Origin of the sequence: Lysobacter avium, from assembly GCF_015209745.1 — a bacterium.
GTDB classification, from domain to species: domain Bacteria; phylum Pseudomonadota; class Gammaproteobacteria; order Xanthomonadales; family Xanthomonadaceae; genus Novilysobacter; species Novilysobacter avium.
This window is the reverse complement of sequence record NZ_CP063657.1, coordinates 761,881-776,921: the sequence shown is the minus strand read 5'-3', so window position 1 is coordinate 776,921 and position 15,041 is coordinate 761,881. Positions and strand designations below refer to the sequence as shown.

Annotated in this window: 13 protein-coding genes; 6 read left to right on the top strand and 7 right to left on the bottom strand. The window is 66.8% G+C overall.

From position 1 onward, the window contains the following. Window positions 1–24 precede the first annotated feature (24 nt). Window positions 25–1,863 (top strand): SLC13 family permease, encoded by a 1,839-nt coding sequence (locus INQ42_RS03465; RefSeq protein WP_194035729.1) that lies wholly within the window; start codon window positions 25–27, stop codon window positions 1,861–1,863. Here INQ42_RS03465 and INQ42_RS03460 read toward each other — a convergent pair. Beyond that, window positions 1,847–2,188, bottom strand: coding sequence for a Rieske (2Fe-2S) protein (locus INQ42_RS03460; RefSeq protein WP_194035155.1), 342 nt, complete (start codon window positions 2,186–2,188; stop codon window positions 1,847–1,849). The two genes, INQ42_RS03465 and INQ42_RS03460, sit on opposite strands and share 17 nt — an antisense overlap. A gap of 128 nt (window positions 2,189–2,316) precedes the next feature. Here INQ42_RS03460 and INQ42_RS03455 point away from each other — a divergent pair, with 128 nt between their 5' ends. From INQ42_RS03455 to INQ42_RS03440, 4 genes are all read left to right on the top strand, one after another. Next, window positions 2,317–2,619 carry a hypothetical protein gene (locus INQ42_RS03455; RefSeq protein ID WP_194035154.1) on the top strand — a complete coding sequence of 101 codons (303 nt, stop codon included), beginning with the start codon at window positions 2,317–2,319 and terminating at the stop codon, window positions 2,617–2,619. Window positions 2,620–2,621: 2 nt separating this feature from the next. After that, complete coding sequence (locus INQ42_RS03450; RefSeq protein ID WP_194035153.1) at window positions 2,622–3,347, top strand: fumarylacetoacetate hydrolase family protein; 726 nt, start codon at window positions 2,622–2,624, stop codon at window positions 3,345–3,347. A gap of 35 nt (window positions 3,348–3,382) precedes the next feature. After that, window positions 3,383–3,802 (top strand): large conductance mechanosensitive channel protein MscL, encoded by a 420-nt coding sequence (mscL, locus tag INQ42_RS03445; protein ID WP_228062610.1) that lies wholly within the window; start codon window positions 3,383–3,385, stop codon window positions 3,800–3,802. A 102-nt stretch (window positions 3,803–3,904) separates the two neighbouring features. Further along, on the top strand, window positions 3,905–5,323 hold the full coding sequence (locus INQ42_RS03440) for a M28 family peptidase (protein ID WP_194035152.1): 1,419 nt from the start codon (window positions 3,905–3,907) through the stop codon (window positions 5,321–5,323). Between the two features lie 24 nt (window positions 5,324–5,347). Here INQ42_RS03440 and INQ42_RS03435 read toward each other — a convergent pair whose 3' ends face one another. The 4 genes from INQ42_RS03435 to INQ42_RS03420 all read right to left on the bottom strand — a co-directional run bounded on the left by INQ42_RS03435 (window position 5,348) and on the right by INQ42_RS03420 (window position 12,201). Then, a complete protein-coding gene (locus INQ42_RS03435; protein ID WP_194035727.1) occupies window positions 5,348–6,286 on the bottom strand; it encodes a TrmH family RNA methyltransferase in 939 nt (312 codons plus the stop codon). Between the two features lie 2 nt (window positions 6,287–6,288). Continuing rightward, window positions 6,289–7,794, bottom strand: a complete 1,506-nt coding sequence (locus tag INQ42_RS03430; RefSeq protein WP_194035151.1) for an alanine/glycine:cation symporter family protein — start codon at window positions 7,792–7,794, stop codon at window positions 6,289–6,291. A gap of 115 nt (window positions 7,795–7,909) precedes the next feature. Then, window positions 7,910–11,035: an efflux RND transporter permease subunit gene (locus INQ42_RS03425; RefSeq protein ID WP_194035150.1), complete on the bottom strand. Its 3,126-nt coding sequence runs from the start codon at window positions 11,033–11,035 to the stop codon at window positions 7,910–7,912. Further along, entirely contained in the window at window positions 11,032–12,201 is a 1,170-nt protein-coding gene (locus tag INQ42_RS03420; protein ID WP_194035149.1) for an efflux RND transporter periplasmic adaptor subunit, read from the bottom strand. Before INQ42_RS03420 ends, INQ42_RS03425 begins: the two co-directional genes overlap by 4 nt. A gap of 257 nt (window positions 12,202–12,458) precedes the next feature. Here INQ42_RS03420 and cysK point away from each other — a divergent pair, with 257 nt between their 5' ends. After that, window positions 12,459–13,418 carry a cysteine synthase A gene (gene cysK, locus INQ42_RS03415; protein WP_194035148.1) on the top strand — a complete coding sequence of 320 codons (960 nt, stop codon included), beginning with the start codon at window positions 12,459–12,461 and terminating at the stop codon, window positions 13,416–13,418. Between the two features lie 114 nt (window positions 13,419–13,532). On the opposite strand, the gene INQ42_RS03410 is transcribed toward cysK, so the two are convergent. Then, a complete protein-coding gene (locus INQ42_RS03410; protein ID WP_194035147.1) occupies window positions 13,533–14,537 on the bottom strand; it encodes a class I fructose-bisphosphate aldolase in 1,005 nt (334 codons plus the stop codon). A 90-nt stretch (window positions 14,538–14,627) separates the two neighbouring features. After that, complete coding sequence (locus INQ42_RS03405) at window positions 14,628–14,999, bottom strand: hypothetical protein (protein WP_194035146.1); 372 nt, start codon at window positions 14,997–14,999, stop codon at window positions 14,628–14,630. Window positions 15,000–15,041 lie beyond the last annotated feature (42 nt).

Sequence of the window (15,041 nt, the reverse complement as noted above, 5' to 3'; positions counted from 1 at the left end):
ACCACCAACGTGTTCGACCAGGGCATCGACAGCGCGCTGACACTCACCACCGACATGAAACTGGTGCTCGCGCTGGTGGTGTTCACGATGGTGATGTTCGTCTTCGAGCGCATCCGCGCCGACGTGGTCGCCCTCGTGGTGCTGGTGCTGCTGGGCCTGTCCGGGCTGGTGGCGCCGGAGGAGATCTTCAACGGTTTCTCCTCCAACGCGGTGATGAGCATCATCGCCACGATGATCCTTGGCGCCGGGCTGGACCGTACCGGCGCGCTCAACCGCCTGGCGTCCTGGCTGCTGCGCCGCGCGCATGGCATGGAGGAGCGGCTGGTGATGCTGACCGGAGCCGTTGCCGGCATCAACTCCTCGGTGATGCAGAACCCGGCCGTCATGGCGCTCTACCTGCCGGTTGCCTCGCGGCTTTCCTCACGCACGGGGCTCACCCTCCCGCGCCTGCTGCTGCCACTGGCAACCGCCATCGTGATGGGCGGATCGCTGACGATGGTCGGCACCTCGCCGCTGATCCTGCTCAACGACCTGCTGCTGGCCGCCAACAGCAACCTGCCCTCCGGCGCGGCGACGCTGGTGCCGCTGCAGATGTTTGCAGTGTTTCCGATCGGCGTGGCCATGCTCGCGGTGTGCCTGCTGTACTTCCGCTTCTATGGCAACAATCGGCTGCACGAAGGCGGCGGCAAGGGCGCGACTCCGGCCCGTACGCAGAGTTATTTTGCCAACACCTATGGCATCGAGGGCGATGTCTACGAGCTCACCGTCAGCGCGGACAGCCCGCTGGTGGGCATGCCGCTGGGCGAGGCGGAGAGCCTGCACGATGCACCGCTTATCCTGGCCATCAAGACCCGCGACGATGCCCGGGTGTCGCCTTCGGCGGATGCACGCATATGGGTAGGCAGCGTGCTGGGCGCGATGGGCCCGAAGCAGCAGGTTGCCGACTTTGCCCAGAACCAGATGCTGCGGATGAGCTCGCGTCTGCGCGTGTTCGGCGACCTGTTCAACCCCAGCCGGGCCGGCATCTCCGAGGCAGTGGTGCCGCCGACTTCCAGGTTCATCGGCAAGACCGCGCGCGACCTGCATCTGCGCAAGTCGCTCGGCCTGAGCCTGCTGGCGGTGAACCGCGACAAGAAGGTGCTGCGCGACGACGTCCGCAACCTGCCGCTGCGCGCCGGCGACATGCTGGTGCTGCACAGCATCTGGACGAACCTGGCCGACGCTGCCAAGGGCAAGGATGTCGTGGTCGTGACCGACTACCCCAAGGGCGAACAGCGTCCGCACAAGCTCAAGATCGCGCTCGGCATCTTTGCCGTGGCGATGTTGCTGGCGCTGTCCTCAAAGCTGCCGGTCTCGGTCGCGCTGATGACCGGCGTGGCCGGGATGCTGCTGGCCGGGGTGATCCACATCGACGAGGCCTATGCGGCGATCAGCTGGAAAACCGTGTTCCTGATGGCCTGCCTGATTCCTCTGGGCTGGGCGATGGATTCCAGCGGTGCGGCCGCCTGGGTCGCCGGGCACAGCATCGAGCGGCTGCCCGACGGCACCCCGACCTGGGTGATGCAATTGCTGCTCGGCCTTTTGACGACCGCGTTCTCGCTGGTCATCGGCCATGTGGGCGCGGCGATCGTGATGGTGCCGCTGGGCATCAACCTGGCACTGGCCGCGGGCGGCAACCCGACGGCGTTCGCGCTGATCATCGCGCTTTCTGCGTCCAACAACTTCATGACCGCGTCCAACCCGGTGATCTCGATGGTCACCGGTCCGGCGGGCTACACCAGCAAGGAGCTGTGGCGGGTAGGCGGTCCGCTGTCCCTGATCTACACCCTGGTCGCGGTGCTGATGGTCAACCTGCTGTTCTGAGCCAGACCGATCCGTCGCGCACTTCGACATCGACGCTGCGCAGGGACTCGCCGCGGCACGGGCCGGCAACGCACTCACCGTCCTGCAGCTCGAAGCTCGCGCCATGGGCAGCGCAGACCAGCATGCCGTCCTTGCTCTTGAGGAATTCCCCGGGCGCCCAATTCAACTGGCGACCGGCGTGCGGACAGACATTGACCCAGGCGCGCACGTCATTGCCGTCGCGGTACAGCACCAGCGGCTCCATGTCGCCGTGCAGGTCCGCGGCGGCGTCAGCGAACCCGCCATCGGGGATCCGGTCGAGGTGGATCAGTGCAGCGGTGGTCATAGTCTGGCCCTGTATGTACGAAACCCGGCGGACAACACCATGATTAACGAAGCCGTGACAAACCCGCCGACTCCACGCGGGATAATCGGTTGTCCCTCCAACGGCCGCATTGTGCCACGATCCCCCAGATGACCAGTCAAAGCTTCCGCTTCAACCAGCAGTTCTTCCAGTCGCGCATGCGTGCCGCGTTCGAGCCGCGCACGCCCCGAAACGGGCTGCTGCGCTTCCTGATGAGGGCGCTGGGGCTCGGTGTGCTGGTGGCGCTGGTGGTCCTTGGCGCCGTGGTCGGGGTCACCCTGCTCGCCGTCGGGACGCTCGTCCGCCTGTTCCGCGAGCGTGGACCGACGGTCCTCAGCGCCGGACGTCGCGCCGACCCGAACGTGATGGAAGGCGAGTTCCGCGTCGTCGACAAAACCTCTCTACCCCGCTGACCATGGTTGACGTCATTCCGCCACAGGCACCCGTGCGTGTCCGCGTGGGCGCGGACGGCGAAAACTACTTCCCCGTCCGCCGCATCTATTGCGTGGGTCGCAACTTTGCCGACCACGCCCGGGAAATGGGCGCCGACGCGCCGGCATCGAAGGCAGATCGCGGGCGTCCGGTCCTGTTCTGCAAACCCGCCGATGCCCTGGTCACCGATGGCGTCGTCCCCTACCCGCGTGGCACTTCCGAGTTGCATCACGAGCTGGAACTGGTGGTCGCGATCGGCCGGGATGCGCCCGCAGGCATCCTGGATGTCGCCGACGCTCAGGCGCTGGTGTTCGGCTACGGCGTGGGGCTGGACCTGACCCGGCGCGACCTGCAGGCGGCGGCGAAGTCAAAAGGCCTGCCCTGGGACACCGGCAAGGCATTCGACCACTCCGCACCCGTCAGTTACCTGGTGCCGGCCGCGGAGGTCGGCTCCCTGGACGCAAAAACGCTGACCCTGAAGGTGAATGACTCCGTACGCCAGCACGGCTCCCTGTCGGACCTGATCTGGAACGTGCCGGAGATCCTGCACGAGCTGTCGCGCCTGTTCGCGCTGCGCGCGGGCGACCTGGTTTACATGGGCACCCCGGCGGGTGTCGGCGCGCTCCAGCCCGGCGACCGGTTCGTTGCGCGCCTGGACGGCCTCGTTGAGCTCAGTGGTGTAGTGACCGACGGCGATTCGGGTCTATAGTCGACCCATCCCGCTTCTGGTTGAGGAAAAAGCTGATGGGCATGGCCAGCGAATTCAAGGAATTCATCGCTCGTGGCAACGTTGTTGATCTGGCGATCGCGGTCGTCATCGGTGCGGCGTTCGGCAAGATCGTCACCGCGCTGGTCGATGGCATCATCATGCCGGTGGTCGGCATGGCCATGGGCGGCGTGGATTTCTCCCAGTTGTTCGTATCACTGGACGGCAACGAATACGCCAACCTGGCCTTGGCCCAGGAAGCAGCCGCTCCGGTCATTACCTACGGCGCATTCATCCAGACGATCATCGATTTCCTGCTGATCGCGCTGGTGATCTTCCTGATGCTGCGGACCTACAACAGGATGCGCAACGCCGCCCCGCCCGAGGAAGAGGCGGCTGCTGAGCCGACCGAGGAAGTGGTCCTGCTGCGCGAGATCCGCGACTCCCTGAAGCGCTGAGGCATCGGCGCGCTGGCCCCGACCGGCGCGTGACTTGCGGCACAAAGCAATGAGGCCACGCGCTGCTAAGCTCGTGGCTTCCTTGTTTTCCGGACTGTCCGCATGCGAATCATGCCGTTGCTGCTCACCCTCGCCATCGGCTCGCTGACCGGCGTGGCCGTCGCCCAGGATGCCCCGCAGACCGTCATCCCCGACGCCGCGATCAGCGCTGCGCCTTCGTTGCGGCAGACGGCTCTGGACAGCGACCTGGGCTACCGGATCACGGAGTCCCTGACGACCGAGGTAGGCCCCCGGCTGGCCGGCAGTGAGGCGGACGCGCGCGCGGTGGCCTGGGCGAAGGCAAAGTTCGCCGAGCTGGGCTACGACAAGGTCTGGACCGAGCCGGTCACTTTCCCGAAATGGGAACGACGCAGCGAAAGCGCTCGCGTGGTCGGCGCCAATGCGCAGCCGCTGGTGCTCACCGCCCTTGGCGGCAGCCCAGGCGGCACCGTCGAAGCGCAGGTGGTGCGCTTTGACGACCTGGCAGCGCTGGAAGCCGTCAAGCCAGGCTCTCTCGCCGGCAAGATCGCCTTCATCGACCAGAAAATGGAGCGCAGCCGGGATGGCAGCGGTTACGGTATCGGCTCGCGCGTGCGCAGCCGCGGTCCCTCCGCCGCAATCCGCGCCGGCGCATCGGCCTATCTGATGCGCTCGGCAGGCACGGATTCCCAGCGCATGCCGCACACCGGCATCACCCGGTTCGACGAGGGCCTGACGCCGATTCCGTCCGCCGCACTGTCGCTGCCCGACGCCGACCAGCTCAGCCGCTTGCTGGCACTCGGACGCCCCGTAAGCGTCAACCTGTCGCTGGACTGCGGCTGGAACGGCGAGGCCACCTCACACAACGTGATCGGCGAGATGACCGGCAGCAGCCTGCCCGATGAAGTGGTGCTGATCGGCGGCCATCTGGATTCCTGGGACGCCGGCACCGGCGCGATCGACGATGCGTCCGGCGTTGGCATCACCATGGCCGCGGGCAAGCTGATCGGCGACCTGAAGCAGCGTCCGGCCCGGAGCATCCGGGTGATCGCCTTCGCCAACGAGGAGCAGGGACTGCACGGTGGCTACGCCTACGCAAAGGCGCACGCTGACCAGATCAGCAATCACCTGATCGCGGCGGAGAGTGATTTCGGCGCCGGCCGCATCTACGGATTCGACACCTCCGCCCCCGCACACGCCAAGGCGGCCGCCGAACAGATCGCCAGGGCGCTTGCGCCGCTGGGCATCGAATACATGCCCGGTGAGGGCGGCCCGGGACCGGACGTCAGCCCGTTTGCGCGCGATGGCGTCGCCTGGGGCAACCTGATGCAGGACGGCACCGACTACTTCGACTACCACCACACGCCCAACGACACCTTCGACAAGATCGACCCCGAGGCACTGGCGCAGAATGTCGCCGCCTATGCGGTGTTCGCGTACCTGGCGGCCTCGGCCGAGGGCGACTTTGGCAGCAAAGCGAAAGCGGCGGACGCTGCCGACTAGCTCGCTCGCGCGGACCGCTTCACTTCAGTGCTGTTGGCGCCAGGTAGCCAACAGCACTGCGGTCGCCGCGGCAACGTTCAGGCTTTCCACCGCGCCACTGCCGGGAATCGACAGGCGCAGGTCGCACGAATCGGCAAGCGTCCGGTCCATGCCCTCGCCCTCAGCACCGAGCACGTAGACAAGCCGTTGCGGAAGTGGCGTGGCAAACAGGTTGCTTCCACCGGAGACCAGGGTGGCCGCCAGCCCGAAACCGGCCTCGCGTAACGCGGAGCTCGCCTCGGCGACTTCCGGCAGGCGTACCAGCGTCACCGCCTCGGCGCCGCCTTCGGCGACCCGCGCGGCTGCCCCGGACAGGGCCAGGGGTGAATGCTCGGGCAGCAGCACCGCGGCGATGCCGAAATGCGCCGCCGAGCGCAGGATCGCGCCAAAGTTGTGCGGATTACCGACCCCGTCGAGCCACACCGCACCCTGGGGGCCTTCGCCGAGCCGGCCCAGCCACTCCACAAGCGGCACTGGCTCCGCGCGCAGCACGTCGGCGACGACGCCTTCGTGATGCGAGCTGGCGGCGAGCTTCTTGAGGTCCTCGTCTTCCACCACGCGATAGCCGATGCGGTTGGCCGCACACCATTTTAAAAGGGGCTGCAGCGAGGCAATCCTGGCCTGCGTCAGATACACCTTGCGGATCGCTTCGGGGCGGCGCTCAAAAACCGCCCGGACCGCGTTCAAACCGTGCAGGCGCAACTCGCGGACCGGCCGATCGGAGGCATGCCAGCCACCGGCGGGCGCCTGCGCATCTGACACAGGCGGCGTGGGCGGCGTCGACTGCTGGACCCGCGCGGACCGGTCGTACGGATTCGGGGCTTTCGGCGCGCGATCGTGCGGACCCGCCCCATCACGTCGCGGCTCGTCTCCACGCGGCTTGCCCGGGCCGCTACCGCGGTCCCGCCCGCCCCACGGATTCACCGTCACCTTGGGTTCCCGTCGTTGAGCTGGGCTGCGGTGTTGGGCGCTTCAGCCTGCAGATCCTCCAGGCCGTTGGCCCGGCGCTCCCAGAACTCGGCGTGCCGGATCCCCAACGCCACCGGATCGAAGGTGTAGTCGGTGACGCCCGCCTTGTGCTGCGCCTCGTAGTCGCGCAGCGATGCCAAGGCCGGCTTCTGCAGCCACAGGATCGCCAGGATGTTCAGCCAGGCCATCAGTCCAACGCCGATGTCACCCAGCGTCCAGCTCATGCTGGAGGTGCGTACGCAACCGAATATCACCGCCAGAAGGATCGCGATGCGCAGGGCGAAGATCAGCCAGGGGCGGTGGATTTTCCGGTTGATGAAGGCAATATTGGTCTCGGCCATGTAGTAGTAGGCAATGATCGTTGTGAAGGCGAAGAACAGTAGCGCCAACGCCACGAAGCCTGCCCCGTAGCCTGGAAGCATCGACTCCACCGCAGCCTGGGCGAATCCGGCGCCAGGCTCCACGCCCGGCAGCGCCTCCTTGAACATCTCCCCGCCCTTGCCGATAACGTTGTACATGCCGGTGGAGAGGATCATGAACGCCGTGGCCGAACACACCAGCAAGGTGTCGACGTACACCGAGAACGCCTGCACGTAACCCTGCTGCGCTGGATGGTTGGCCTCGGCAGCCGCGGCCGCGTGCGGACTCGTGCCCTGCCCGGCCTCATTGGAATAGATACCCCGCTTCACGCCCCATTCGATCGCGAGCCCGAGCACGGCGCCCAGGCCGGCTTCCATGCCGAACGCGCTCTTGATGATCAGGGTGAACATGGCCGGTACCTGCTCAAGGTTCAGCGCCAGGATCACCAGTGCGACCAGCATGTAGGCCAGTGCCATGAACGGCACGACGATCTCGGCAAAGCGCGCGATGCGCTTCACGCCACCGAAGATGATGAACCCCAGTCCGACGACCAGGAACGCGGCGGTGACTTCCGGGGTTACGCCCCACGCGGTGGTAATGCTCTTGGCGATTTCGTTGGCCTGGACGCCGGGCAGCAGGAAGCCGGTGGCCACGATGGTGACCACGGCGAACATCCACGCGTACCATTTCTGCCCGGTGCCCTTCTCGATGAAGTACGCAGGTCCGCCGCGGTACTTTCCGCTGGGATCCTTCTCCTTGTAGATCTGCGCAAGGGCGGACTCCACATAGGCGGTGGAGGCGCCCAGAAAGGCCATCACCCACATCCAGAACACCGCTCCCGGGCCACCGAAGGCGATGGCGGTGGCGACGCCGGCGATGTTGCCGATGCCGACCCTTCCCGACAGCGACATGGCCAGGGCCTGGAAGGACGACACGCCCGCTTCGGAGCTCTTGTTCTTGAGCAGCAACCGGATCATTTCCGGGACACTGCGCACCTGCATGAAGCGGGTGCGGATGGAGAAGTACAGGCCGGCGCCCAGGCACAGGGCGATCAGCGCCTTGCTCCACAGGATGTCGTTGAGCTGGTTGATCAGGTCTTCCACGTGCGGTCTCCCCAGAGCCTTGGACGCGCCGCCTGTGGCCGGCGACAAGTGTGGAACCTTAACCGTATTCGGGCGTCACGAAAAACCCCGGTCACATCGACCGGGGTTGCGGACGTCAGGCGTGTCCGCCGACTTCCGGCGTCTTCGCCGCCAGGGCGTCCAGTTCCTGCGATACCGCATGCGGCGAGCGGGTGAACGGCGCGAGCACGACATAGAACGCCGGCACCACGAACAGCGACAGCAGCGTGGACAGCGACACGCCAAACATGATCACCACGCCGATGGTCGCCCGGCTGGCCGAGCCGGGACCGCCGGCGAGCACCAGCGGCAACGCGCCCACCGCGGTGGCGATGGATGTCATCAGGATCGGTCGCAGTCGCACGCCCGCCGACTCGATGATCGCCTCGGTGATCGTCCGCCCCGAGTCGCGCAACTGGTTGGCGAATTCGACGATCAGGATGCCGTTCTTCGCGGCCAGCCCGACCAGCATGACGATGCCGATCTGGCTGAACAGGTTGAGCGTGCCACCCGTCACCGCCAAACCGACCAGCGCGCCCAGCACCGCCAGGGGCACGGTGAGCATGATCACGAAGGGATGGATGAAGCTCTCGAACTGCGCGGCCAGCACCAGGAACACCACCAGCAGCGCCAGCGCGAAGGTCAGCAGCACTGCGCCGCCGGCCTTCTGGTACTCCCGCGATTCGCCCTTCCACGCGACCTGCGCATAGTCCGGCAGCGTGGTGGCGACGGTCTGGTTGAGGAACTCCAGCGCCTCGCCCATCGTGTAGCCCGGCGCCAGCCCGGCGGTGATCGTGATCGCACGCATGCGGTCGAAGCGGTTGAGGCTGCCTGCCTCGGCCAGCTCCGACAGGGTCACCAGGTTGGACAGCGGCACCAGCACGCCGTCTTTGCCGCGCACCTCGATCGCCGACAGGTCGGCAGGAGAGGCCCGCCCATCGCGACCCGCCTGGACCAGCACGTCGTACTCTTCGCCGTCCTGGACGAAGGTGGTCACCCGGCGGCTGCCCATCATCGTTTCAAGCGCATGGCCGATGTCCGACACGCTGACGCCCAGGTCGGACGCACGTTTGCGGTCGATCTCCACGCGCATCTGCGGGCGGGTTTCCTTGTAGTCCGAATCCACCGAGAACAGGCCCGGATTGGCCTCCATCTTCTCCATCATCATGTCGCGCCACTGCGCGATTTCCGCATATTCCGGGCCGCCCAGGACGAGCTGGATGGGCTGGCCACGGCTGCCGACCAGGCCGCCGCCCACGCGCGGCTGTGCCTGCACGCCGGTCAGCTTGCCCAGATCGGCGCGCAGCGAATCGGCGACCTCGGCCGTGCTCATGTCGCGCTGGTCCCAGTCCTGCAGGAACACGATCACGTTGGCCGTATGCATCTCCTCGGTCGCGCCCCAGCCGCCGGGAGCGCGGCTGTTGTAGCGCCGGATCGCCTTGTCCTCGCCGGTGTGGGCGGCGACCACCGCCTCGACCTGGGCCAGTTGGCCGACGGTGTAGTCAAAGCCCGCACCTTCCGGGCCGACGATGGACACGAAGAACGAGCCACGGTCCTCGGCCGGGGCCAGCTCGGACGGCACCAGCTTGATCAGGCCATAGCTCAGCGCCAGCGCACCGAGCATCAGGCCTCCAACCAGCCAGCGCTTGCCAACGTGTCGGCCCAGCCAGCCCTGGTAGGCGCCGCTGAGGCGGGTCAGCTGGCGGTTGCTCCAGCGGTGGATCGGATTGGAACGCTCGTCGGTGCGCGCACGCACCAGCTTGGAGGACATCATCGGGGTCAGCGTCAGGGCGACGAACGCCGACAGCGCCACCGCGCCGGCCAGCGCCACCGAAAGCTCGCGGAACAGGCGCCCGGTATTGCCTTCCATGAAGCCCACTGGCAGGAACACCGCGACCAGCACGGTCGTGGTTGCGATCACCGCGAAGGCGACCTGCTTGGTCCCGCGCACCGCAGCGACCAGCGGCGGCTCACCGAGGTCGGCGCGGCGCTGGATGTTCTCCAGCACCACGATGGCATCGTCCACCACCAGCCCGATCGAGAGCACCAGCGCCAGCAGGGTCAACAGGTTGATGGAATAGCCAAACAGGTACAGCGGAATGAAGGCCGCAATCAGGCACACCGGCACCGTGACCGCCGGGATCAGCGCGGCACGGAAGCTGCCCAGGAACAGCCAGATCACCAGCAGGACCAGCGCCATTGCCTCCAGCAGCGTGTGGTAAACGCGCCGGATCGACTCGTCGATGAACACCGTGGAGTCGTAGGCCACGAAGATGTCGGTGCCCTCGGGCAACGTTTTCTGGATCTCGACCGCCTCTGCTCGTGCGGCGCGGGTCACGTCCAGCGCATTGGCGGTCGAGGTCTTGACCACGCCCAGACCGACGTTGGGCTGGCCGTTGCTCTTGTAGTAGGCGCGGCGCTCGGCCGAGGCCAGTTCGACCTGGGCAACATCACCGATGCGCACCACGTAGCCATCGCTGCCCTCGCGGATGGGAATCTCGGCGAAGTCGGAAGGCTTCTCGTACTGGCGCGCCACGCGCAGGGTGAAATCGCGGGTTTCCGACTCGATCCGGCCCGCCGGCAGCTCGACGTTTTCGGCGCGCAGCGCCGCTTCGATGTCGGTGGCGGTGATGCCGCGCGCGGCCATCGCCGACCTGTCCAGCCAGATCCGCATCGCATAGCGCTGACGGCCGCCGATCTGGACCTGGGAGACGCCGTCCAGGCTCGACAGCCGGTCGACGATGTAGCGCTCCGCGTAATCCGACAGCTGCAGCGCGTCCATCGTGGTGGAGCTCATGTTGAGCCAGATCAGCGTGTCCGAATCGCTGTCGGCCTTGCGCACCTGGGGCGCATCGGCCTCGTCGGGCAGCCGGCTGGCGACACTGCTGATCGCGTCGCGCACGTCGTTGGCGGCCGCCTCGATGTCGCGCTCCAGCGTGAACTCCAGGGTGACCGAGGAGCGCCCGTTGACGCTGCGCGACTGGATCGTCTCCACGCCCTCGATGCCCGACAGGGCGTCTTCCAGCGCCTGGGTGATACGCGTCTCCACCACCGCCGCCGAGGCGCCGGGGTAGTTCACGTTGACCGAGACGATCGGCGGATCGATCGCCGGCAGCTCGCGCAGGGTGAGACGCGAGAACGTCATCACTCCGATCACCATCAGCAGCAGGCTCATCACGGTGGCGAACACCGGACGGCGGATGGCCAGATCGGAAATGCTCATGCGCCGTCCACCGCCGGGGCGGAGCCGTTGCGGTCACCACCGATGGGACCGATGGCGGAGCCTTCGATTTCCGCCTCACCAGGCGCTTCCTCAATCACGGGTGTGTCTGCCGCCGGCGCCTGGACCTCTGAGGTCTCCGTCACCTCCACCTTCGCACCGACGCGCAGCTTGCCGGTGCCGTCCACCACGACTTCATCGCCCGGCTCCAGGCCGTTGACGACTTCGGCCATGCCGTTGCGGCGATTGCCCACCACCACGTCGACGCGCTCGACGGTGCTGTCCTCGCGCACGCGATAGACAAAAGACGTGTTGCCCAGCTGGACGATTGCGATTTCAGGTACCAGCAGCGCCTGTCGCTGCGGCCGCACCAGGGTCACCTGCATCAGCATGCCGGGACGCAGCATGCGGCTGTCGTTGGGGAACTCGCCGCGAACGACCACGGCACGGGTGGACGGATCCACCCGCGAGTCCACCAACTGGACCACGCCATCGAACGTCTCGCCCGGCCAGGACGCGCTGGTCGCGTGCAGGACCTGCCCGGCCTCCAGGTGTGCCAGCGCTGGCTCGGGCACCGGGAAGTCGACGTAGACCCGTTGGGTGTCGTCCAGGGTGGCGATCGCAGTGCCGGGGGTAACCAGCGCGCCAGGGCTGACCTGGCGCAGACCCAGGACGCCGGCAAACGGTGCCCGGATCTGGCGATCGGACAGCTGGGCGCGGATCTGGTCCACTCGTGCCACGGCGGCGTCGCGCACGGCGCGCTGGGTCTCCAGCGTGGCGCGGGCCACCAGTTGCTGCTCGCCCAGTTGGGCCATCCGGCGGTACATCTGGTCCGCCTCGGAGGCGGTGGCTTGCGCCTCGGCGAGTGCGGACTGCTGCTGGTTGCCACTGAGGGTGACGAGCGGCGCGCCGGCCTGGACCACGTCGCCGCTGTCAAAGTGCACGTCACGGACCGTTTCGCTGACCTTGGCGGTGATGGTTACCGACTCGCGCGCTTTCACCGTCCCCAGCGCCTGCACGGTGTCGTTCCATTCCTGCATGCGCACCGTCTGAGTGGTCACCGGGACGGCGGACGCGCGTTGAGGTTGCCCCGCCTCCTTCTCGCACGCTGTCAGCGCCAAGGCAAACAAGAGGGCGCAGATCACGTGGGGTCCGATGGAAATTCGCATGCTGTCTCAGAGGAGGTTCAAACGGGTGATGTAAACGCAGACGGCGGGACGGCCGCGTGCAGGTCGACCGGCAAGTCTAGTGGGGGTTGGCAACGCGCGCGTGGGCCATTGGTTGACCCGGCGGCGGCCAAGCAGCCGAACAGGCAAAGCCGTGCAATACAGTGTTTCAGCTGTTCACGGGGTATTGCCGGGGATCGGGCGCATGCTGGTGGCTTATTCGCACAGGACGCGGGCGCAGAACCGCGGAGGCAAGGCCGATGATCCATGACAGCATCCTCGACACCATCGGCCGCACGCCGATCGTACGCCTGCACCGGCTGGCGCCGGCCGGGATCAAGCTCTACGCGAAGATCGAGTCATTCAACCCTGGCGGTTCGGTCAAGGATCGGCTGGCACTGGCGATCATCCTCGATGCCGAGAAGCGCGGTGTGCTGAAACCCGGCGATACCGTGGTCGAGGCGACGTCGGGCAATACCGGGGTTGCCCTGGCGATGGTCTGCGCGGCGCGCGGCTACAAGTTCGTGGCGGTGATGACGGAGACCTTCTCGGTGGAGCGGCGCAAGCTGATGCGCGCCTACGGTGCCAAGGTGATCCTGACCCCGGCGGCCGAACGCGGCACCGGCATGGTGCGAAAAGCCGCCGAACTGGCGGAAGAGCGCGGCTGGTTCCTCGCCAACCAGTTTGGCAACCGGGCCAACCCGGCCTGGCACCGCCAGACCACAGCAGCCGAGATCCTGCAGGATTTCGCAGGTCGACGGCTGGATGCGTTTGTCAGCGGCTGGGGCACCGGCGGCACCCTGACCGGCGTCGGCGAGGTGCTCAAGTGCGCGCGTCCGGACGTCCGAATCGTCGCCTGCGAGCCAGCCGGCGCCTCGATGATGGCGGGCGATCCGTGGCAGTCGCACAAGATCCAGGGCTGGACGCCGGACTTCCTGCCCGACGTGTTGAACCAGGACGTCGCCGATGAAATCCTCCCGGTGGACGACCTGGTGGCACGCGACACGGCGCGCCGGTTGGCGCAGGAAGAAGGCGTGTTCGTCGGCATTTCCGCCGGCGCCACCGTGGCCGCGGCGCTGGACGTCGCGCGCAGGGCCGAGGAAGGCGCGGTGATCCTGGCGATGCTGCCCGACACCGGTGAGCGCTACCTGAGCACCTTCCTGATGGAAGACATCAACGAAGGCTCCGATGACGAGTGGCTGGCGGCCGGCCTGCCATGAGCCTGCACCCGTGCTGATCGCGCCCGGTGGCGATGGAAACAACAACGCCGGCAAATGCCGGCGTTGTCGTATCAGCGTTGGCGACCTTCGGCCACCGCGTGCTGGACCGTCAGATCAGGCTTTCCACTCGCCCAGGGCGGCCAGGCCGTTGGCGCGGGCGCGCTCGAACACCATCTCCTGCGCCTTGCCGATGTTGCCGGTGATGTCCTTGGCCCAGATCGCCAGCGCCGCGGACTGCATGGCGCGGCCGTAGGAGAACGACAGCGGCCACGGGTTCGGGCCGGCAAGGTTCATCGCGTTGAGGTGCGCGGTGGCGTCCTCGTCGGACTGGCCGCCGGACAGGAACACGATGCCCGGCAGGGTTGCCGGCACGGTGGACTTCAGGCAGCGCAGGGTCTCGGCGGCCACTTCTTCGACCGACGCGGTATCGCTGCAGGTCGAACCCGGCAGGACCATCGAGGCCTTCAGGATGGTGCCTTCCAGCATCACGTTGTGCTCGTACAGCGAGCCGAACAGCGAGCGCAGGGTGACTTCCGTGACGTCGTAGCAGGTGTCGATGTCGTGGTTGCCGTCCATGATCACTTCCGGCTCCACCATCGGCACCAGGCCCTGCTCCTGGCACAGCGCGGCGTAGCGCGCCAGCGCGTGGGAATTGGCTTCGATGCAGGTACCCGACGGGATGTCGTCGCTGATGTTGATCACCGCGCGCCACTTGGCGAAGCGGGCCCCGAGCTTGTAGTACTCCTCCAGGCGGGCGCGCAGGCCGTCCAGCCCTTCGGTGACCACCTCGCCCGGGAAGCCGGCCAGGGCGTGAGTGCCCTTGTCGACCTTGATGCCGGGGATGATGCCGTTGTCCATCATCACCTTGGCGAACGGCACGCCGTCCCTGGTGGACTGGCGCAGGGTCTCATCGAACAGGATCGCGCCGGAGATGTGCTGGCTCAGGTTCGGGGTGGTAAGCAGCATCTCGCGGTAGGCGCGGCGGTTTTCCTCGGTGCACTCGACACCGACGCCGTCAAAACGCTTCTGGATGGTCCCGGTGGACTCGTCAATCGCGATGATGCCCTTGCCCGGGGCGACCATTGCCTGGGCGATGTCGGCAAGCTGTTCGATGCTCATGGAATTCCTGCAGGAAGTGGCGGGGTTAGCCCGATAGTATAGGCCACCGGTCACTGCAAAGGCCATTGCGAAACAGTGGCTTACCGTCAATCACAGCTGAGCCACACCATCGGGATTCATGGAATCGGTGGGCATCAAGACGAGTGGCCCGCATTCCTCGACACTGCATCCCCAGTAGCGGGTCTCCTCCTTCGCGCGCCATGTTGCGGTGCCACCGCCGTTGATCTCGAATGTCCAGGTCTTGCCTTCGGCCTGAAGCTCTCCCGAAACCGAGCATGGCAGTTGGTAGAACCCGCTGTAGGGATTCGACGAGTATGGCTCGCTGAGTTGAAAGAAGCGCTCAACCTGTTGCGCCGACAGCTCCCAAGCCTGACAGGCGTCCTGCAGGGCATCGCCCGGCGGACCATCGTAACGGGGCAGGGCAACGCTGATGACTTGGGGGCCCGCGTCAACGATGGCCAATCCAGGCGGAGGCGCAGAACTGCACGACAGCAGCGACAAGCT